The 19,802-nt window shown below is 66.3% G+C and carries 19 protein-coding genes and 1 tRNA gene; 17 read left to right on the top strand and 3 right to left on the bottom strand.

The window, feature by feature from the left end:
• Positions 1-18: 18 nt before the first annotated feature.
• The 12 genes from IC40_RS0100395 to IC40_RS0100340 all read left to right on the top strand — a co-directional run bounded on the left by IC40_RS0100395 (position 19) and on the right by IC40_RS0100340 (position 11,182).
• Positions 19-966: a metallophosphoesterase gene (locus tag IC40_RS0100395; protein WP_030132805.1), complete on the top strand. Its 948-nt coding sequence runs from the start codon at positions 19-21 to the stop codon at positions 964-966.
• Positions 963-2,039, top strand: a complete 1,077-nt coding sequence (gene cds1, locus IC40_RS0100390) for an L-cysteine desulfhydrase Cds1 (protein WP_030132804.1) — start codon at positions 963-965, stop codon at positions 2,037-2,039. The genes IC40_RS0100395 and cds1 overlap by 4 nt, the downstream gene beginning before the upstream one ends.
• A gap of 308 nt (positions 2,040-2,347) precedes the next feature.
• A tRNA-Pro gene (locus IC40_RS0100385) sits at positions 2,348-2,421 on the top strand.
• A gap of 105 nt (positions 2,422-2,526) precedes the next feature.
• Entirely contained in the window at positions 2,527-3,411 is an 885-nt protein-coding gene (locus IC40_RS0100380) for a serine/threonine-protein kinase (RefSeq protein WP_030132803.1), read from the top strand.
• Positions 3,412-3,523: 112 nt separating this feature from the next.
• Complete coding sequence (locus IC40_RS0100375; protein ID WP_030132802.1) at positions 3,524-5,002, top strand: amino acid permease; 1,479 nt, start codon at positions 3,524-3,526, stop codon at positions 5,000-5,002.
• 60 nt (positions 5,003-5,062) lie between these two features.
• Positions 5,063-5,848 carry an acyl-CoA thioesterase gene (locus IC40_RS0100370; protein ID WP_030132801.1) on the top strand — a complete coding sequence of 262 codons (786 nt, stop codon included), beginning with the start codon at positions 5,063-5,065 and terminating at the stop codon, positions 5,846-5,848.
• A gap of 60 nt (positions 5,849-5,908) precedes the next feature.
• Entirely contained in the window at positions 5,909-6,124 is a 216-nt protein-coding gene (locus tag IC40_RS0100365) for a three-helix bundle dimerization domain-containing protein (protein WP_030132800.1), read from the top strand.
• Between the two features lie 32 nt (positions 6,125-6,156).
• Positions 6,157-7,197, top strand: a complete 1,041-nt coding sequence (locus tag IC40_RS0100360; RefSeq protein ID WP_051644234.1) for a DUF7847 domain-containing protein — start codon at positions 6,157-6,159, stop codon at positions 7,195-7,197.
• 4 nt (positions 7,198-7,201) lie between these two features.
• A complete protein-coding gene (locus IC40_RS0100355; protein ID WP_030132798.1) occupies positions 7,202-7,801 on the top strand; it encodes a DUF4129 domain-containing protein in 600 nt (199 codons plus the stop codon).
• Entirely contained in the window at positions 7,798-8,910 is a 1,113-nt protein-coding gene (locus tag IC40_RS0100350; protein ID WP_030132797.1) for a DUF4350 domain-containing protein, read from the top strand. The genes IC40_RS0100355 and IC40_RS0100350 overlap by 4 nt, the downstream gene beginning before the upstream one ends.
• Complete coding sequence (locus tag IC40_RS0100345; protein ID WP_030132796.1) at positions 8,907-9,860, top strand: AAA family ATPase; 954 nt, start codon at positions 8,907-8,909, stop codon at positions 9,858-9,860. Before IC40_RS0100350 ends, IC40_RS0100345 begins: the two co-directional genes overlap by 4 nt.
• Entirely contained in the window at positions 9,860-11,182 is a 1,323-nt protein-coding gene (locus tag IC40_RS0100340; protein WP_030132795.1) for a DUF58 domain-containing protein, read from the top strand. The genes IC40_RS0100345 and IC40_RS0100340 overlap by 1 nt, the downstream gene beginning before the upstream one ends.
• Here IC40_RS0100340 and IC40_RS0100335 read toward each other — a convergent pair.
• Positions 11,179-12,171, bottom strand: a complete 993-nt coding sequence (locus IC40_RS0100335) for a stage II sporulation protein M (RefSeq protein ID WP_030132794.1) — start codon at positions 12,169-12,171, stop codon at positions 11,179-11,181. The two genes, IC40_RS0100340 and IC40_RS0100335, sit on opposite strands and share 4 nt — an antisense overlap.
• 27 nt (positions 12,172-12,198) lie before the next feature.
• Between IC40_RS0100335 and IC40_RS0100330 the strand changes: the two genes are divergently transcribed.
• From IC40_RS0100330 to lfrA, 3 genes are all read left to right on the top strand, one after another.
• Positions 12,199-13,032: an RDD family protein gene (locus tag IC40_RS0100330; protein WP_030132793.1), complete on the top strand. Its 834-nt coding sequence runs from the start codon at positions 12,199-12,201 to the stop codon at positions 13,030-13,032.
• A 64-nt stretch (positions 13,033-13,096) separates the two neighbouring features.
• Positions 13,097-13,666, top strand: a complete 570-nt coding sequence (locus tag IC40_RS0100325; RefSeq protein ID WP_030132792.1) for a TetR/AcrR family transcriptional regulator — start codon at positions 13,097-13,099, stop codon at positions 13,664-13,666.
• A gap of 9 nt (positions 13,667-13,675) precedes the next feature.
• Entirely contained in the window at positions 13,676-15,229 is a 1,554-nt protein-coding gene (lfrA, locus tag IC40_RS0100320) for an efflux MFS transporter LfrA (protein ID WP_030132791.1), read from the top strand.
• Positions 15,230-15,374: 145 nt separating this feature from the next.
• Here lfrA and IC40_RS28090 read toward each other — a convergent pair whose 3' ends face one another.
• Positions 15,375-16,619: a hypothetical protein gene (locus tag IC40_RS28090; RefSeq protein ID WP_162179249.1), complete on the bottom strand. Its 1,245-nt coding sequence runs from the start codon at positions 16,617-16,619 to the stop codon at positions 15,375-15,377.
• Positions 16,620-17,123: 504 nt separating this feature from the next.
• Entirely contained in the window at positions 17,124-18,437 is a 1,314-nt protein-coding gene (locus tag IC40_RS0100310) for a carotenoid oxygenase family protein (protein WP_030132789.1), read from the bottom strand.
• 66 nt (positions 18,438-18,503) lie between these two features.
• Between IC40_RS0100310 and IC40_RS0100305 the strand changes: the two genes are divergently transcribed.
• Together IC40_RS0100305 and IC40_RS0100300 are read left to right on the top strand one after the other, a co-directional pair.
• Positions 18,504-19,040 (top strand): PadR family transcriptional regulator, encoded by a 537-nt coding sequence (locus IC40_RS0100305; protein ID WP_030132788.1) that lies wholly within the window; start codon positions 18,504-18,506, stop codon positions 19,038-19,040.
• Between the two features lie 64 nt (positions 19,041-19,104).
• Complete coding sequence (locus tag IC40_RS0100300) at positions 19,105-19,791, top strand: PadR family transcriptional regulator (RefSeq protein WP_030132787.1); 687 nt, start codon at positions 19,105-19,107, stop codon at positions 19,789-19,791.
• Positions 19,792-19,802 lie beyond the last annotated feature (11 nt).

Below are 19,802 nucleotides of genomic sequence, written 5' to 3'. Positions count from 1 at the left end.
GGTGAGTAAACTGCTGCCATGTCGCACCTGAAGAACACCGCCGCTATCGCCGCAGGCAGCCTGGTCGCCGGCATCGGTTACGCGTCGTTGATCGAGCGCAACGCGTTCGCGCTTCGGGAGCTGACCATGCCGGTGCTCACCCCGGGGTCGACCCCGCTACGGGTACTGCACCTGTCGGATCTGCACATGCTGCCGCGTCAGCGACGCAAGCAGGAGTGGCTGCGTGAGCTGGTGTCCTTGCAGCCGGATCTGGTGGTCAACACCGGTGACAACCTGTCCCATCAGAAGGCTGTCCCGGCCGTGGTACAGGCCCTCGGTGATCTGCTGTCGGTTCCGGGTGTCTTCGTCTTCGGCAGCAACGACTACTTCGCGCCCAAGCCAAAGAATCCGACCAACTACCTGTTCAACAAGAAGCGACGCATCCACGGAGACCCGTTGCCGTGGCAGGATCTGCGCGCGGCGTTCACCGAGCGCGGCTGGCTGGACATGACCCATGTCCGCCGCGAGTTCGAGGTCGCCGGCCTGCAGATCGCCGCCGCGGGCGTCGACGACCCCCATCTGAAGCGGGATCGCTACGACACCATCGCGGGGCCGCCCAGCGCGAAGGCCAATCTCTCGCTCGGTGTCACGCACTCGCCCGAGCCGTGGGTGCTGGACCGTTTCGCTGCCGACGGATATCAGCTGGTGCTCGCCGGGCACACCCATGGCGGGCAGCTGTGCCTGCCGTTCTACGGGGCCGTGGCCACCAACTGCGATCTGGACCGTTCACGCGCCAAGGGTGCGTCGCAGTGGGGCGCGGACATGAAGCTGCACGTCTCGGCCGGGCTCGGCACATCGCCGTACGCGCCGGTGCGGTTCTGCTGCCGCCCGGAGGCCACCCTGCTCACCCTGGTCGCCGCGCCTGCCACCGGACCGGCCATCGGAACCCACGCCGGACAGGCACATCCGACCGCATCGGTACGGTGAGCGCCCGCGACTGGGTCGACAATGCGGTCCGGCTGATCGAGGCCGATGCCCATCGCAGTGCGGACACCCACCTGTTGCGCTACCCACTGCCATCGGCGTGGGCGGACCGCTTCGATGTGGCGTTGTATCTCAAGGACGAGACGACCCATATCACCGGCAGTCTCAAACACCGGCTTGCGCGTTCGCTGTTCCTGTACGCCCTGTGCAATGGCTGGATCGGTCCCGGCACCACGGTGATCGAGGCGTCATCGGGTTCCACCGCGGTCTCCGAGGCGTACTTCGCGGCGATGCTCGGACTGCCCTTCATTGCCGTGATGCCGAGCTCGACGAGTGCCGCCAAAGTATCGCTGATCGAATCTCAGGGCGGCCGTTGCCATTTCGTGGACCGCTCAGCGCAGGTCTACGAGGAGGCCGAACGGTTGGCCCGCGAGACCGGCGGTCACTATCTCGACCAGTTCACCAATGCCGAGCGGGCCACCGACTGGCGGGGGAACAACAACATCGCCGAATCGATCTTCGAGCAGATGGCCCGGGAGGCCCATCCCATACCGGACTGGATCGTCGTCGGCGCCGGCACCGGGGGCACCAGCGCCACCATCGGGCGCTATCTGCGGTATCGGCGTCACCGCACTGCGCTTTGTGTCGTGGATCCGGAGAACTCGGCCTTCTTCCCGGCCTACGAGCAGGGCCGCCTCGATATCGAGACCGGGGTGTCATCGCGGATAGAGGGTATCGGCCGCCCACGGGTGGAGCCGTCGTTCATGCCCGGTGTGGTGGACCGGATGATGACCGTGCCCGACTGCGCATCGGTGGCCGCGGCCCACCATGTCAGCAAGGTGTTGGGTCGCCGGGTGGGGCCGTCGACAGGCACCAACGTGTGGGGCGCGTTCGCGCTGCTGGCGGACATGATGGCGGCCGGGCGGAGCGGTTCGGTGGTGACACTGCTCGCCGACAGCGGCGACCGGTACCGCGATACCTACTTCGATGCGGAATGGCTCAGCAGCCAGGGGTTGGACTCCTCTACATCGGCGGCGAAGCTGGCCGAATTCGAGTCCTCGGGACGCTGGAACTGATCCTCGGCGGCGTCGGATCCGCGCACGGGTCCACGCCCGGACAGGTACAGCCACAACGCCGCGACGCCGAAGAACGTGATGTAGACGAACGCTCCCAGGTCGGTCATATCGGCCTCGTTTCTGTGTGCGGACGCCCCCGACGGTGTCCTTCGGGTGGTACAACGCCGGGTGGGCGTCGGTTGCTTCCCGGAACCTGCTTCAAGCTCGTGGATGCCCCGTTCGGCACGCATTCGAAACCCCGCTCCCCAGCCTCGGGAGGCCGTTTGGCTTTCCGGCCACCCGGTGCGATACGCTGTCGTGGCTTCACTCGGGGTGTGGCGCAGCTTGGTAGCGTGCTTCGTTCGGGACGAAGAGGTCGTGGGTTCAAATCCCGCCACCCCGACTCGCAGAAGTAGGCCCTGACCGGGAGATCGGTCAGGGCCTTTTTCATGCCACCCCGCTGTGATGCCGCCCTGCGAAGGCATCCGGACGCGCATACCCTTGGCCTGTGTTCCGCACCGGTGACATCATCGCCGGCGCCGAGTGCGAGGACGGGGAGCGTCGGCGCTACACCATCGACACGTTGCTCGGCAGGGGCTCGAGCGCCGATGTCTATCGCGCGCTCGGCCCGTCCGGACCTGTCGCACTGAAGGTGCTGCGCGCCGACCCGGCCGCCGCCGACCGCGCCCGGGAACGTTTTGCCAGAGAGTTCACACTGGCCGCCGCGCTCACCCACCCGCATATCGTCGCCATGTACGAGATGGGCACGCTGCCCACGGAGCCGTCGACGCCATGGATGGCGATGCAATACATCGACGGACCGGACTCCTCGGTACTGGTCCCCGCGCCCGCCACCGACGCGGACGCCGCCGCGGTGTTGCGCGCCTGCACCCAGATCGCCGAAGCGTTGGACTACGCCCATTCGATGGACGTGTTGCACCGCGATGTCAAACCCACGAATGTCCTGCTCACCACCGACCGCCTCGACGCCTATCTCAGTGATTTCGGCATCGCGCAGATCATCGACGAGGTGTCAGCACTACCCCGCAACGGCCGCATCAGCGGATCGATATTCTACGCCGCACCCGAGCTGCTCACCGGTGAACAGCTCTCGCCCGCAACAGACTTGTACGCGTTCGCCGCCACCGTGCTCGAATGGCTCACCGGATTGCCGCCGTACCCCCGACCCACCGCTTTCGCCATAACCTTTGCGCACCTGAATGATTCACCACCGCGGTTGAGTGGCCGGCGCCGATGGCTGCCCCGCAGCCTCGATTCGGTTTTCGCCAAGGCACTGGCGAAAAGCCCTGCAGCCCGCTATGACTCGTGCACAGAGTTCGCCGGGATCGTCGTTCACACGTTGCGCGACATCCCGACCGGTGGCGCCAGTTAGCACAATGTTTACACGCTGAAAGTTTCGGCGCCTGTCGACCGGGCATACGCTCTGGCCAGTACACCCCGCGCCCAACGGTGAGCGTCGAAGACCGATACATCCAGGGAGCGATATGTCGACCGATGCCACGTATGACAATTCGGCACTGGCACATGAGGAGGAGGGGTACCACAAATCCCTCAAACCACGTCAGATCCAGATGATCGCCATCGGCGGGGCCATCGGCACCGGCCTCTTCATGGGCGCCGGTAGCCGGCTACATGATGCCGGGCCAGGACTGTTCCTGGTGTACGCGTTCTGCGGCGTTTTCGTCTTCTTCATCATGCGGGCCCTCGGTGAGCTGGTACTCCATCGCCCCTCGTCGGGATCCTTCGTCTCCTACGCACGCGAGTTCTTCGGGGAGAAGACGGCATTCGTGACCGGGTGGTTGTACTTCTTCAACTGGGCCGCAACCGCCATCGTCGACGTGACCGCGGTGGCGCTCTACGTGCACTTCTGGGGCATGTTCGAGGCGATACCGCAGTGGCTCATCGCCCTGATCGCACTGGGCATCGTTCTCACCATGAACATCATCTCGGTGAAACTGTTCGGCGAGATGGAGTTCTGGGCGTCGATCATCAAGGTGGCGGCACTGGTGACGTTCCTGGTCGTCGGGATAGTGTTCTTGGCCGGTCGTTTCGAAATCGAAGGGGCGACAACCGGTTTCAGCGTCATCAGCGATAACGGCGGATTGCTGCCCACCGGGATGTTCTCCTTGGTGATCGTCACCTCCGGCGTCATTTTCGCCTATGCCGCAGTCGAATTGGTCGGCATCGCGGCCGGCGAGACCGCCGAGCCGGCCAAGGTGATGCCCCGTGCCATAAACTCGGTGATCCTGCGCATTGCCGTGTTCTACGTCGGATCGCTGATCCTGCTGGCGCTGCTGTTGCCCTACACCACCTACCGTGCCGGCGAGAGCCCATTTGTCACCTTCTTCTCCAAGATCGGGGTGCCGGCGGCCGGCGGCATCATGAACCTCGTCGTGCTGACAGCGGCGATGTCCAGCCTCAATGCCGGCCTGTACTCCACCGGGCGCATCCTGCGCTCGATGGCCATGAACGGTTCCGCACCGTCGTTCACCGGCGTCATGAACCGAAACGGTGTGCCTTTCGGCGGTATCGCACTGACCGGCGTGCTCACCTTGCTCGGCGTGGTGCTCAACCTGTTCGTCCCAGAAGAGGCCTTCAACATCGCGCTCGATCTGTCCGCCTTGGGCATCATCTCGACCTGGGCGATGATCATGGCCTGTCAGATCCAACTGTGGCGCTGGGAGCGCAAGGGCATCTTGACGCGACCGAAGTTCCGACTCCCTGGCACGCCGTACACCAGTTACGCGACGCTGGCCTTCCTCGCTGCGGTGACCGCGCTGATGTGTTACGAGAACATCTGGAATCTGATCGCGATCCTGGTGATCGGACCGATGCTGGTGGCGGGCTGGTACGCGGTGCGCAGCAAGGTCATGACCATGGCCCAGCAACGCCTCGGGTACACCGGTGACTACCCTGTCGTGCCGCAGCCGCCGATACCCCAACGCGGGCATGGAGACCACTAGTCACCAAGTGACCTGAACCGGACTTCCAGCCCCCAACCAAACGGTTGGTACAGTTCGATGATGACCGAACCGAGTTGGATGGCCGCCCTCCTCGATTTCGACCGTGACGGTGACCTGTTCCTGGCCCCGCAGCTGGGTGTACCCGGTATGCGGCTGTTCGGCGGTCTCATCGCCGCCCAGGCGCTCGGCGCGGCCGGAGCGACCGTCGATCCGGGCAAATATCCTCAGTCATTGCACGCGTACTTCGTGCGCGGTGGTGAGTTCGGTGTCGACGTGGAATTGGAAGTCGAACGAACCCGCGACGGCCGGTCCTTCGACACCCGCCGGGTGACCGCACGTCAGAACGGCAAGGTCATCCTGGAGATGATCGCGTCCTTCCAGATCCCCGAGGACGGCGCGGACTGGCACCCACCCAGGCCACCCGGCGTGCCGCTGGAAGTCGCCGTCCCCAAGACACCGGACCTGGACTTCGCCGACTGGCTGGAACTGCGCTGTGATCCCGCAGACACCACACGGTTCGTGCTGCCGCCCTTCTGGATTCGCAGTCGCGGCCCGATCGAGGACGATCCCCTGATCAGGGCGTGCACCCTGACGTTCATATCCGATATCGGCCCGGTCCCCGCAGCCCGGCCACCGGGCACGCCGTTCACACCGGGCGTGGGCTTCGCAACCAGCCTGGACCACTCGGTGTGGTTCCATCGGCCGTTCGATCCCGGCCAGTGGCACAGCTACGAGGTCGATTCGCTGGGCAACAGTCACTCGCGCGGATTGGTGGTCGGCGGGTTCTATGACGTCGCGGGTGCGCTCATCGCCAACACCAGCCAACAGGCCTTGTGGCGGTTGTGAGCAACGCCTCGGCACGTGCCGAGTCCGACACCTTGACCGTGCCGTCGACCGTCGAGAAAGATGATCGCCGTGCTGAAGTTGCCGGAAAGTGAACAAATCGCCGCGGTTGAGGATCGTCTGGTCAAACAGTTCACCGATGTTCCCGCCGACACGATTCGCACCACGGTTGCCGCGGCCCATCAGCACTTCCTCGAGAGTGCCGTGCGCGACTACATCGCCCTGCTCGTCGAGCGCCGCGCCTTCGCCGCTTTGAAGTCCGCCCCACCCGCTTCCTGACACCGGCCGCCCGCCCAGGCAGGATGGTTCCCATGACCGGCACCGCGGGCGGACATCAGCCGTACTACCCTGCGCCACCACCGCTGCAAGCATTTCAGCCCGGCATCATCCCGCTGCGACCGCTGAACCTCTCGGACATCCTCAACGGCGCATTCGGCTACATCCGGTCGAATCCGAAAACCACACTCGGTCTCACGACCATCGTGGTGCTGGCATCCCAGCTGTTGTCCTTCGCACTGCAGGTGTGGCCGCTGGCCTCCGGCGGGGCGCTCGACCCCGCAGGCATCACCGGTCAGTACGACGATGCCGCGCTGCTGGCCGGCTCCGTCATCGGCAGCCTCGCCGGCGTACTGGCGACCTGGATCGCCGCCATCCTGCTCAGCGGTATGCTCACCGTGATCATCGGTCGAGCCATCTTCGGTGCGGGCATCACCGCCGGCGAGGCATGGCAACGACTACGTCCCCGGCTCCTTCCACTCCTCGGTGTCACAGCGCTGGAGACCCTCGGCGTCGGTCTACTGGTCGCCGCGGTCGCCGGCATCATCGCCGTCGTCGCGATCGCCCTCAACGGCTGGATCGCCTTCTTCGTCGGCATCCCACTGGTGCTCGGCATGATCGTCGGGCTGTCCTTCGTGTTCACCAAACTGAGTTTCACGCCCACGCTGGTCGTGCTGGAGCGGTTACCGGTCATCGCCGCGATCGAGCGGTCGTTCGCCCTGGTGCGCCACGACTTCTGGCGGGTCTTCGGCATCCGCCTGCTGGCCATGCTGCTGGCCGGGATCATCGCCGGCGCGGTGTCCGTGCCGTTCACCATCGGCGGGCAGGTCCTCATCGGCATGGCCGGCCCGGACGGCTCCGGGGCAATCTTCACCGGGCTGGTGCTGACGACGGTCGGTGCCGCCATCGGGCAGATCCTGACCGCGCCGTTCACCGCCGGTGTGGTGGTACTGCAGTACACCGACCGGCGCATCCGCGCCGAGGCCTTCGACCTGGTCCTCCAGACCGGGGCCGGTTACACCCCGGCCGCACCGGACAATTCGACCGATCACCTCTGGCTGACCCGACACCCCTGACACCGTGACCGGCCTGAATATCGACGGCGACGCCGCACATGACGCCGCACAGCACGAGCTCCTCAAACCGATCTATCCCAGACCGTCGCTGACCGACCGCCTGACGGGCTGGATCGACGAGTTGCTGTACAAGGCGTTCTCCAGCAGCGACTGGCTACCCGGCGGCTGGATCACATTGGCGCTGTTCGTGATCCTCACCGTCGTCGCCATCATCGTCATCGTCCGGGTGGCCCGGCGGACCATGCGGTCGACCAGAGACGGCCACGCCGCCGTGCTGACCGACCGCAACCGCAGTGCCGCCCAGCATCGCTCGACCGCCGATACCGCTGCCGCGCAGGGCGACTGGACATCGGCGATACGTCACCGACTGCGTGCGGTGGCACGTGAACTCGAAGAGATCGGCGCCCTTGACCCCATTCCGGGCCGCACCGCCACCGAACTGGCCGTCGCCGCCGGCGCCGCGCGTCCCGAACTTCGGGTCGAATTCTCCTCGGCGGCCGAGACATTCAACGGAGTCAGCTACGGCGACCGACCGGGCAGCGCCGAGGAGTACCACCAGATCGTCGAACTCGACGAGCGCCTGCGCGGAGGCCGGACCCGATGACAAGACGACGCTGGCGCACCGCGCGGACCATCGGACTGGCAATCGTGTTGATCGTGGCGGTTTCCGTGCTGGGCGCCTACCTGACCGCGCCGCGTCAGGGCGGGCTGCTGCAGGCCGACTCGACCGCACCCGACGGCGCGTACGCACTGCTGGCACTGCTGCGCGATCAGGGTATCGATGTCGTGGTGGCCGATGACCTCGACGAGGTCGCCGCGGCCGCCCGTCCCGACACGTTGATCGCCGTCGCCCAGACGTTCTTCCTGCTCGACGACGACGTTCTGAACCGGTTGGCCACCCTTCCCGGCGATCGGTTGCTCATCGCACCGTCCGGTGTCACCCGTGAACACCTGGCACCGGGAATCGACGTGGACGGAACGGTGGAGTTCGGAGGCAGGCCGGACTGCGATCTCCGCGAAGCAGTCACCGCCGGTGATGTCCAACTGGGATTCAGCGACACCTTCACCAGGGCCGACGACGGTGCTGCCGCCCGCTGTTATGGCGGTGCCTTGTTGCGCTACCAGGACGGTGGTCGCACCGTGACCCTCGTCGGCAGCAGCACCTTCATGACCAACGCCGGGCTGCTCGGGCAGGGCAGTGCCGCGCTGGCGATGAATCTTTCCGGCACCCACCAACGCGTCATCTGGTATGCCCCGCAACGAATCGAGGGGGAGACGACCGGCTCGACGTCCCTGGTCGATCTGATACCGGCGCAGGTCGGTTGGGCCGTGCTGCAGATGGGTCTCGCCGTGCTGCTGGTCGCCTGGTGGCGTTCGCGTCGGCTCGGCCCGCTGGTCGCCGAGCGACTACCCGTGGTGGTGCGGGCGTCGGAGACCGTCGAGGGCAGGGCACGGTTGTATCGCTCCCGGCGGGCCCGCGACCGCGCCGCCGCGGCACTACGCACCGCGACGTTGTCCCGATTGCGCCCGCGGCTGGGTCTGGGTCCGCGCTCGTCGCCGGAAGCGATCATTCAAGCGGTGGGAGGTCGCACCGGAGCCGACGCGCAGGCGCTGTCGCACACCCTGTTCGGAACCCCGCCCAGCACCGACGAGCAATTGCTCGCGCTGGCACGGCAACTCGACGATATCGAAAGGCAGGTCGCACAGTCGTGACACAACCCGAGGCCGCACGGGAGGCGTTACTCGCCTTGCGCGCAGAAATCTCCAAGGCCGTCGTCGGACAGGACGCCGTGGTCAGCGGGCTGGTGATCGCCCTGCTCTGCCGGGGGCACGTTCTACTCGAGGGCGTACCCGGGGTGGCCAAGACACTGCTGGTACGCAGCCTTGCCGCGACCCTGCGGCTGGACTTCACGCGCGTGCAGTTCACCCCGGATCTGATGCCCGGCGATGTGACGGGTTCGCTGGTCTACGACGCCCGCACCGCCGAGTTCGCCTTCCGCGCGGGCCCGGTGTTCACCAATCTGCTGCTGGCAGATGAGATCAACCGCACTCCGCCCAAGACCCAGGCGGCGCTGTTGGAGGCCATGGAGGAGCGGCAGGTGACCGTCGACGGCGCGGCGCGCACGCTGCCCGATCCGTTCATCGTCGCGGCCACCCAGAACCCGGTCGAATACGAGGGCACCTATCAGCTGCCCGAGGCGCAGCTGGACCGATTCCTGTTGAAGCTCAATGTGCCGCTGCCACCGCGCGATCAGGAGATCGCGATATTGCACAGGCATGCAACGGGTTTCGATCCCCGCAATCTTTCCGCGCTGACCGCTGTGGCCGGTCCGGAAGATCTGGCGGCCGGCCGTGCGGCCGTGCGCCAGGTGCTGGCCGCACCGGAGGTCCTCGGATACATCGTCGACATCGCCGGTGCCACCAGGACATCGCCGGCCCTTCAGCTCGGGGTGTCACCGCGCGGTGCGACCGCGCTGCTGGCCACCGCACGATCCTGGGCGTGGCTGTCGGGTCGCGACTTCGTCACCCCAGACGATGTCAAGGCGATGGCACGGCCGACGCTGCGGCACCGGATCGCGCTGCGGCCCGAGGCCGAACTGGAGGGTGCCGATGCCGACGGTGTGCTGGACGGAATCCTGGCGTCGGTGCCGGTGCCGCGGTAATGGTTCTCACCGGGCGGGCCGGACTGCTGGCAGTGCTCGGCGTGCTGCCGGTGCTCATCTCGCCATGGCCGGCAACGATGTTCGTGGTCGTCGCGGTGGTGATCGGCACGATGCTGGTCGCCGATGTGCTGCTGGCCGCGAGCCTCGACCGGCTGGAGCTGCGGCGCACCGGGGACACCACCGCCCGTCTGGGCCAACCGGTGCACATCGAGCTCGAGGTTCACCACGTCGGAAAACGGCGGCTGCGCGGGCAGATCCGTGATGCCTGGGCGCCCAGCGCGCGAGCACGGCCCCGGGTCCAGCGGCTCGATATCCCCGCCGGTGGGCGGGCCTGGATCGCCACCGAACTCGCGCCGGTGCGCCGTGGCGATCAGCACGCCGCGCATGTCACCGTGCGGGCGATAGGCCCGTTGGGGTTGGCCGGGCGCCAGCGCACGACGCACGCCGACTGGCAGGTACGCGTCCTGCCGCCGTTCCTGTCGCGCAAGCATCTCCCGTCGCGGCTGGCCAGACTGCGCGACCTCGACGGAATGGTTCCGGTCTTGATCCGCGGGCAGGGCACCGAATTCGACACACTCCGCGAATATGTCGACGGCGACGACGTCCGCTCCATCGACTGGCGAGCCACCGCGCGACGGGGTGATGTCGTGGTGCGAACCTGGCGCCCGGAGCGGGACCGGCGGGTGGTCATCGTGCTGGACACCGGCCGCACCTCGGCGGGCCGGATCGGGGTGGACCCGCTGTCGTCCGACCCGGTGGGATGGCCGCGGCTGGATTGGTCGATGGATGCGGCACTGTTGTTGGCCGCGCTGGCCTCGCGGGCCGGTGACCACGTCGACTTCCTGGCACACGATCGGGTGACCCGGGCCGGTGTGTTCGGGGCCTCGCGACGGGAACTGTTGGCGCAGTTGGTCTCGGCGATGGCGCCTCTGGAGCCGGCGCTGCTCGAATCCGATGCGACGGCGATGGTGGCTGCAGTGCAGCGGCGCGTTCGCCGGCGCGCCCTGGTGGTGCTGCTGACCGACCTGAACGCCTCGGCCCTGGATGAGGGCCTGTTGCCGGTGCTGCCGCAGCTGTCGGCGCGCCACCAGGTGATGGTCGCCGCCGTCACCGATCCGCGGGTCGATGCGTTGGCAGCGGGGCGCTCCGATGCCGCGCAGATCTACGACGCGGCGGCGGCCGAACGCGCCCGCAACGACCGCAGAGACATCGCCGACCGGTTACGGAGGCACGGTGTCGACGTCATCGACGCCGCGCCGCAGGATCTCGCGCCCGCACTGGCCGATCGCTATCTGGCGATGAAGGCCACCGGTCGGCTCTAGCCCGTCGGAATGACGTCCGGGGCATCCTCGACATCGCCGGTCAGGCCCGCTCGGCGGGCGGCGCTCCCGAAGTGCACGACATAGCCGAGGAACGCGATCTCGGCGACCATCCCGATGGTGACGCGGGCCCAGGTGGGCAGCGGCGACGGGGTGACCAGCGCCTCGATCAACCCGGAGATCAGCAGCACCACCACCAGCCCGCCGGCCACCGCGACCACCGCGCGGCCGCGCTCGGCGAGCAGCTGCGATCGCGGCCGGTCACCGGGTGAGACGACCGACCACCCCAGCCGCATCCCCGCGGCGGCCGCGAGGAAAACCGCGGTCAACTCCAGCAGGCCGTGCGGGGTGATCAAACCGAGGAACAGGTCTCCCTTGCCGGCGCCGAACATCAGACCGCCCGACACCCCGACGTTGGCAGCGTTCTGGAAGAGCACCCATGGAATGGGCAGGCCGAGCAGGACCGCGAACGCGATGCACTGGGCGGCGACCCAAGCGTTGTTGACCCAGACCCGCAGACCGAACGAACCGGCCGGGTTCTCGCTGTAATACGCCTCGAAATCGTGGTTGATCAACTGCTGTAATTCGGCGGGTGTGCCCAACGTCGCGCGCACCTCGGGATTGCCGGCCACCCAGAATCCGATGACGATCGCGACCACGAGGAAGCCCAGCGCGGAACCCAGCCACCACCGTCGACAGTCATAGGCCACCAGCGGGAAGGACACCGTCCAGAACCGGATGAACTCGCGCCACAGCGGCGCCCGCGCCCCGGTGACGGCCGATCGGGAACGCGCCACCAACCCGGACAACCTCGCGATCAACACCGCATCCCCGGCGGAACTGCGCACCACCGAAAGGTGCGTCGACACGCGCTGATACAGGTCGACCAGCTCGTCGATCTCGGCCCCGGTCAGATTGCGCCGCCGCTTCAGCAGCTGTTCCAGTCGATTCCATGCCGGGCTGTGGGCGAGCACGAACGCATCGACATCCACGCTGGCGATCCTAGTAGCGTTCGAAGCATGGTCATGCAGCCAGAGCCCGTGGTGACCGGCGATGCCGTGCAACTCGAGGTGTCGATCGCCCAGCTGCCGGTGCGTGCGGCCGCGGCGTTGATCGATGTCATGGTGATGGGCTTCGGATACCTGATCCTGTCGATGCTGTGGGCGCTGACCCTTGGCGATTTCGATCCGGCGCTCTCGGCGGCGGTGCTGATCATCTTCCTGGTGCTGGTGCTGGTCGGCTATCCGGTGACGTTCGAGATGGCCTCCGGCGGGCGCTCGCTGGGCAAGATGGCGCTGGGACTACGGGTCGTGTCCGATGACGGTGGTCCGGAACGGCTGCGGCAGGCGGTTTTTCGGGCGTTGTCCAGTGTGATCGAGATCTGGATGCTGACCGGCGGTCCGGCCGTGATCTGCAGCATGCTCTCCCCGAAGGGCAAACGCATCGGTGACGTGTTCGCAGGAACCATCGTGATCAGCGAGCGCGCACCCAAACTGAACCCGCCACCGCCGATGCCACCCGGGCTGGCGTGGTGGGCCGCGACGCTGCAGCTGTCCGGGCTGGGTGTCGAGCAGGCGAACATGGCGCGCCAATTCCTCTCCCGGTCGGCGCAGCTGCAGCCGCAGGTGCGAGCGGAGATGGGCCGGCGCATCGCGGGTCAGGTTGTCGCGAGGATTTCTCCCCCACCGCCTCCCGGTGCGTCCGCCGAGGAGGTGCTGGCGGCGGTCCTCGCCGAGCGGCACCGCCGCGAGCTGGTCCGCCTGCAGGTACCGCAGTCACCGGGCATGCCGCCGGGGCAGGGTCTGCCCCCGGCACCGCCGCCGCCGACCGCGGGGTTCTCGGCACCCAGCTGAAAGCACATCCCCAAAGTGGGACACGGATGTCTCATTATGGGATGTTTGTGCTAGCTTTAGCGTCATGAGTGTCCACGACATCGGCGAAACCGGCGCGCGCAATCGCACCCGGCGCGCCATCGTCGAGGCTGCCATCGGCGTCATGACCGACAACCCGACCGCGCCGCTGTCCGAGATCGCCGATGCCGCGGGCGTCGGGCGCAGCACATTGCACCGATACTTCCCCGAACGGATGGATCTGCTGCGTGCGGTGGCGCTGCAGGTACACGCCGCCAGCAATGCGGCCATCGAGGCGGCCGACCCGGAGTGCGGTCCGATGATCCCGGCACTGCGCAGGGTGGTGGAGAGTCAGCTCGATCTCGGCCCGATCATGCAGTACGTCTACACCGAACCGCTGATCCAGTCCGACCGTGAGCTGGCGGCCTTCCTGGACACCGGCGACGAGGTCATCAGCGAGATCCTCTCGCGCGTCACGGCGGAAGGGCCCGCATATCCCCCAGGGTGGTCACGGCGGGTTTTCTGGTCACTACTTCTGACCGGTTACTCCGCCGTCCGCGACGACGGCATCCCCCGCCAACAGGTCGTCGACGCCATCATGAACAGCCTCACCCAGGGCACCATCACTTCCCCATAAGGACCCCTCATGACCACCCATTCCGATGCGACCGCATCGGTGACATCACCGGCGGCCACGCCTCGCCGCGCCTGGCTGGCGCTGGCAGTTCTCACCCTTCCGGTGATGCTGATCGCCATCGACAACACCGTGCTGGCCTTCGCCCTGCCCGCCATCGCCGAGGATTTCCGGCCGCCGGCGGCCACCCAGCTGTGGATCGTCGATGTCTACTCCCTGGTGCTGGCGGCCCTGCTGGTCGCCATGGGCAGCATCGGAGACCGGATCGGTCGGCGGCGCCTGCTGCTGATCGGCGGCGCCGGCTTCGCCGTCGTGTCGGCCGCGGCCGCCTTCGCACCCACCGCCGAGATGCTGGTGCTTGCCCGCGCGGTGCTGGGCTTCTTCGGTGCCATGCTGATGCCCTCGACACTGTCGCTTATCCGCAACATCTTCACCGAAGCCTCGGCGCGCCGGCTCGCGATCGCCATCTGGGCCTCGTGCTTCACCGCGGGATCCACCCTGGGCCCGATCGTCGGCGGCGCGCTGCTGGAGCATTTCCACTGGGGCGCAGTCTTTCTGATCGCGGTTCCGATCCTGTTACCGCTGCTGATCCTGGCGCCGAAGCTGGTCCCGGAGTCCAAGGACCCGAATCCGGGCCCCCTGGATCCGATCAGCGTCGCACTGTCGTTCATCGCCATGCTGCCCTTCGTCTGGGCCATCAAGACCGCCGCCCACGACGGTCTGTCGGTGGTCGTGGTGGCCGCCTTCGCGCTCGGCATCGGCGCGGGCGTGTTGTTCGTCCGGCGCCAAATGCGCAGCGCCACACCGATGCTCGACATGGCGCTGTTCCGGTCCGGCCCGTTCACCTCGTCGATCCTGGCCAACTTTCTGTCCATCGTCGGTTTGATCGGCTTCATCTTCTTCGTGTCCCAGCACCTGCAGCTGGTGCTCGGACTCAGCCCGCTGATGGCCGGTCTGGTGACCCTGCCTGGTGCGGTGCTGTCGATGATCGCCGGAATCTCTGTGGTCAAGGCCGCCAAGCACTTCTCACCACAGGCACTGATCGTGTTCGGTCTGGTGTTCGTGGCCGCGGGCTTCATCATGATTCTGTTGTTCCGCCACGACCTGTCGGTGACGGCGGTCATCGTGTCGTTCCTGGTCCTCGAGCTGGGTGTCGGCGTGTCGCAGACCATCTCCAACGACACCATCGTGGCGTCGGTGCCCGCAGCGAAAGCCGGTGCGGCGTCGGCGGTCTCCGAGACCGCCTATGAGCTGGGCGCGGTGGTCGGCGCGGCAACCCTCGGCACCATCTTCACCGCGTTCTACCGGGCCAACGTCGAGGTGCCCGCGGGGCTGACACCGGCTCAGACCGGCGACGCGGCCGAGAGCATCGGCGGAGCGACGTCGGTGGCGCGCGACCTGCCGCCCGAAACCGCTCAGCGACTGCTGAACTCGGCGCACCAGGCGTTCGACTCGGGTATCGCGCCGACGGCGTCAATCGCCGCAGTGCTTGCCCTGACCGCTGCGGTCGTCGTCATCGTCGCGTTCCGGCGCACACCGCAAGCCCCGCACCCAGCAGACCGGTGACCGTGCGGCCGTCGTTGCACGCGGTCCACGAATCCAGGCGGGACCCGGTGAGCACAGTGGTGACGATGGCACAGGCCCGCTGATACGCAGAGAGTCTCCCCCGCCGAAAGCGACGGGGGAGACTTCTCTGCGCAGACGTGTCGGCTCAGGCAGCGGCCCGGGAACCCGAGTCGCTCGACCCCGAGTCCGAGGACGAGCCGGAATCACCCTTCTCGGAGTCCACTTCGTTCCTGTCGGACTCACCCTGGTCCGACTCACCCTTGGCGGACTCAGCCTGGTCTGAGTTGGTGTCGCCCTTCACATCATCGGTGATGTCATTCTTCAGCTCGTCCTTGAGATCGTTCTTCAGGTCGGGCGTGGTGTCCTCGGCGTCGGTGTCCGTTGCTTTCGACGCATCCTCGATGCCGCCGCCGATATCGGACGCCGACTCCTGATCGGGCTCGTCGGCCGCGGGCTCTTCACTCGCCGGCACCTCGGCATTGCCGACAGGTGTGACGGCCTGCGCACCGCCGCCACCGGTCGTCTCGGTACCGGGAATGGAGATGGTCACCGTGTCCGCGGTCGCTTCGGGAACACTGGCGACCTCGGCGGTGCGGTTGACGGTCGCCGGTTGACCCGCCTTGAGTGCGTCGACGATCACCCCGCGGATGTAGGGCACCGTCTGGACCATGAAATCGCTGATATGGGTGATCGTGTTGAGCAGCACATCGGCCACACCGTTCTGGAGGGCATTGATCACGTTGATCGGATCCAATGTGGCAATCGACTCGAATATCGACTGAGTGACATTCACGAAGTTCTGCAGCACCGGGGTGGTACCGACCGGAAACCCGATCCCGATGAAGGTTTGAGCAAGGGCGACGGTGAGTGCGAGCCCGGACTCGAACGCCGCCGCGACCAGTTCCTGCCCGACCGCAAAGGGCCGTTCCAATGCCGCCTGCAGCGGCACGGTGACGCCGGTGATGAAGTTCAGGATCGGATTCAGCCCGCTGGCGACCAAGCTGTCTATCGCGCCGTTGACATCACCGGTGCGCAGGATCGCTCCGGCGGCCTGCAGGGCAGCCGGCAGCCCCTGAACCAATTCGGTGAGCGCGGCTCCGCCGCCGTTGACCGCGGCCAGCAACTGTCGGACGGTGTACTCCTGGTTGGCGAAGATCTGCCGCAGGATCGGGAACGGATCGGCGAATTCGGTCTGCAACGTCTCCCTGATCAGATCGCCGGCAGCATGTACGACCGGTGTGAAAACCGTGATCGGGTTGTCGATCGAGGCGGTCAGGTTGACGGTGGGCAGGTGCAGATCCGCCCTTGGCGCGATCGGCGCCACTGCGATCACGCTGGCCCCAACGAGTGCGACGCCGGCCGTGACATACGGCTTCATGGTCAGTTGCATGGACATTCTTCTTTGCCATCCCTTCACGCAGATCCCCCGGACCGGACAGAACTTACCCGCAAGTAAGTTTCGGTCAAGGCGGATATGTGAAGTTTCAGGGACGGACAAATTTCCCATATCGTCAGCATACGAATTCGTAACGTTGCTGTTGAACGCGCTTTTTGCGGGCCGTAGCGACACCAGCAATCAGGGTCCTTTGCTACGGAAATAGTGCCACCTGGAATTTAATTCCTTCCCTTAGCAAGGTCGCGGGGCGCCATACGCCCGTTTGCCGCGGCAGGTTACTCACCGGTACTGACCTGCGTGATCTGGCGCACACTCGACAATGTCAGTGGTGTACACCACTGATGCTTCTGTAAAAAGCCACCGCCATCCCATCGGACACGAGCCGTACTCCGATGGCCGCTTTCAGCAACGGCGGCCGGCGCGGATGCCGGCGTAGCCGCACCACCCCAACGGCCGGCACCGGCTACGGATCGCGTGTCTCACATGATGAGACGAATGTCAGGCGTCGATCCAGTTTCCATGGAACCCGAAGGGCACCCGTTGCGGCAGCATGACGGTGGCAACCGGATCACCGGCGAAGTCGGAGGCATCGAGGATCACCATTTCACTGCCATCGCGGGTCGGGTCGTACACATAGCTGATGTACCAGCCGTTGCTTTCGTCGGCAGGCCCGGGACCCGGGACGAAGACAGCCTCACCGGACACCGATGTCCCGAAGGAGTGCACGACCGCCGAACCGGTGCCGAGGTCGTGCCGCACCAACTCGGTCTGCCCCACCGACACGGCATAGCGAGCAGGCAGCCCGGCCAGCCGATCGTCGATTCGTGGGAATTCGACGGCCCGGTCGTCGATCTGGCGCTCCGAGACGACCGCCCGATCCAGATCGATGCGCCACTCCCACATCACCGCCTGTTCAGCGAAACCGCCGTCGTTGCGCCACAGCTCCGGATATCGAACTGCCTGCAGCACAATGGTGTTCGCGTTGTCGAAGGCATTGGCGACGTGGAACACATAGCACGGGTCGATATCGAACCAGCGCATCTCACCGAAAGGGTCGTCGCGGCGCAACACACCTAAGCGTGCGCCGTACTCGTCGCTCCAGCGATAGGGCATCTCACCCTCACCCTTGGCCGCGATGTCGATATCGAAGACCACCGGCAGATCCATGAAGATGACATGTTCGGCGGTCATCGCGAAGTCGTGCATCATCGTGAGCGCACCGACGTCGACAGGACGGTCGATGATCAGCTCGCCGTCCGCGGCCACCCGGTGGTAGGTGACATACGGGGCGACGAGGCTGCCGTATCCGAAGAAATGCATCTCTCCCGTGATCGGGCAGATCTTGGGATGGGCGGTCATGGAATCGGTGAGCTTTCCGCCGAAGTCGTAGGCGCCCAACGTCTCCAACTCCTTGCCGATCTCATAGGGGAAGGAGGACTCGACCAGGGCGAGAGTGCGGCCGGCGTGATTGACGACGTGAGTGTTGGCCACCGAAGACCGTAGATTGCGTGTGCCATCGGGGTTGTAGACCGGGATGTCGACATCGAAGCTGTCGGTGCGCACCCAACGGTTGCGGTACCACTTCGCCGCACCGTCCTCGATGCGCACACCGTGGATCATCCCCTCCCCGGTGAACCAGTGCCCGGCGGCCTCCCGCGGGTTGGGCCCGTTGCGCAGGTACCAGCCGTTCAGCTCCGGCGGGATCGCCCCGCGGACCGGCAGATCCGAGGCGGTCAGTTCATCGGCAACGGGTGCGTAGTTGCCACGCCGGAAGAAGTCACCGGTCTCTGGCAACGCTGAGCCTGAGGACATGCTTCCACCATCACATTCCACTAGTGACATGTCAACAGTGGAATGAGGGCAGCTACGCTCCTCTGCATGAGTCTGCGAATGGCCGCCCTCGGCATGCTGGTACAACAACCGGGCAGTGGATATGACCTGCTCAAGCGCTTCGAGATGTCGATGGCCAATGTCTGGCCCGCCACCCAGAGCCAGCTCTACGCAGAGCTGAACCGGCTGGCCGATCACGGATTGATCGAGGTGGCCGAGATCGGCCCGCGGGGACGCAAGCTCTATCGCGTCACGACAGCCGGGCGATCCGAACTCCTGCGCTGGATCGCCAGCCCCCAGGACGATCCGCCCTATCGCAGCCCCGAACTCTTACGCGTCTTCCTGCTCGGTGAACTGCCACGCACCGAGGCGGCCGAGCATGTCCGCAGCCTCGCCGAGCATGCCGAGTCCGAACTCGCGAGACTGACCGCGCTGCGCGACAGCCCGGCCTGTCGCGATATGCCGGTCAAGGACTTCTTCGGATTCGCGGCCCTGCAGTACGGCCTGCGCTTCCAGGCGATGCAGGCCGAGTGGGCGCGGTGGTTGGAATCCGCGATCGTCGAATCGAACGTTGCATCTCGATAGTTTCCGATATATCGTCCACGTATCGAAGTGCATCGTGCATTTCCCTACCGAAACGGAAACATCAATGAACACGCCTTTCAACTCTCACTCCGAGAACTCCCCATTCGGTGCCGCCTCCTTCGGTGCCTCCCCCGGCCGCTTCGGCTTCGATCGCCGGCATGCCCGCCGCGAATTCCGTGAGCAGGTTCGCGCCCAGGCCGGTGGCCCGCAGGGACCGTTCGGTCCCGGCTTCGGCTTCGGCCCCTCGTTCGGTCCGGGCTTCGGCTTCGGCCCCGGTCCCCGCGGCGGACACCGCGGGCGCGGTGGTCGCGGGCGCGGCAGGCGCGGTGACGTCCGCGCGGCCATCCTCGCCCTGCTCACCGATCGGCCGATGCACGGCTACGAGATGACGCAGGAGATCGCCGCCCGCAGCAACGACCTGTGGAAGCCCAGCCCGGGCTCGGTGTACCCCACCCTGCAACTGCTCGTCGACGAGGGCCTGATCGTCCCCACCGAGAGTGCGGGCAGCAAGAAGACCTTCGAACTGACCGAGGAAGGCCGGGCCGCTGCCGAGAAGATCCAAACCCCACCGTGGGAGGAGATCGCCGGTGATGCCGACCCGAACGAGATGAATCTGCGGGCCGCGCTCGGCCAGCTCTTCGGGGCGGTCGCGCAGGCGAACCATGCCGCCAGCGACGACCAACAGCAACGCATTCTCGACATCGTCAACAACGCCCGGCGCGAGGTCTACCAGATCCTCGGCGAGGAGTGACTCGCTAGCAT

Source organism: Mycolicibacterium neoaurum ATCC 25795, from assembly GCF_000691525.1.
GTDB classification, from domain to species: Bacteria; Actinomycetota; Actinomycetes; order Mycobacteriales; family Mycobacteriaceae; genus Mycobacterium; species Mycobacterium neoaurum.
The sequence above is the reverse complement of the archived record's forward strand: the minus strand, read 5'-3'. Positions and strand labels throughout refer to the sequence as shown.

Excerpts from the sequence above, each read along its gene's own strand:
- IC40_RS0100370 (WP_030132801.1), top strand. The coding sequence starts at position 5,063 with ATGACCGAACCGAGTTGGATGGCCGCCCTCCTCGATTTCGACCGTGAC.
- IC40_RS0100330 (WP_030132793.1), top strand. The coding sequence starts at position 12,199 with ATGGTCATGCAGCCAGAGCCCGTGGTGACCGGCGATGCCGTGCAACTC.
- lfrA (WP_030132791.1), top strand. The coding sequence starts at position 13,676 with ATGACCACCCATTCCGATGCGACCGCATCGGTGACATCACCGGCGGCC.
- IC40_RS0100365 (WP_030132800.1), top strand. The coding sequence starts at position 5,909 with ATGATCGCCGTGCTGAAGTTGCCGGAAAGTGAACAAATCGCCGCGGTT.
- IC40_RS28090 (WP_162179249.1), bottom strand. The coding sequence starts at position 16,619 with ATGCAACTGACCATGAAGCCGTATGTCACGGCCGGCGTCGCACTCGTT.
- IC40_RS0100300 (WP_030132787.1), top strand. The coding sequence starts at position 19,105 with ATGAACACGCCTTTCAACTCTCACTCCGAGAACTCCCCATTCGGTGCC.
- IC40_RS0100350 (WP_030132797.1), top strand. The coding sequence starts at position 7,798 with ATGACAAGACGACGCTGGCGCACCGCGCGGACCATCGGACTGGCAATC.
- IC40_RS0100305 (WP_030132788.1), top strand. The coding sequence starts at position 18,504 with ATGAGTCTGCGAATGGCCGCCCTCGGCATGCTGGTACAACAACCGGGC.
- IC40_RS0100360 (WP_051644234.1), top strand. The coding sequence starts at position 6,157 with ATGACCGGCACCGCGGGCGGACATCAGCCGTACTACCCTGCGCCACCA.
- IC40_RS0100375 (WP_030132802.1), top strand. The coding sequence starts at position 3,524 with ATGTCGACCGATGCCACGTATGACAATTCGGCACTGGCACATGAGGAG.
- IC40_RS0100340 (WP_030132795.1), top strand. The coding sequence starts at position 9,860 with ATGGTTCTCACCGGGCGGGCCGGACTGCTGGCAGTGCTCGGCGTGCTG.
- IC40_RS0100395 (WP_030132805.1), top strand. The coding sequence starts at position 19 with ATGTCGCACCTGAAGAACACCGCCGCTATCGCCGCAGGCAGCCTGGTC.
- IC40_RS0100325 (WP_030132792.1), top strand. The coding sequence starts at position 13,097 with ATGAGTGTCCACGACATCGGCGAAACCGGCGCGCGCAATCGCACCCGG.
- IC40_RS0100310 (WP_030132789.1), bottom strand. The coding sequence starts at position 18,437 with ATGTCCTCAGGCTCAGCGTTGCCAGAGACCGGTGACTTCTTCCGGCGT.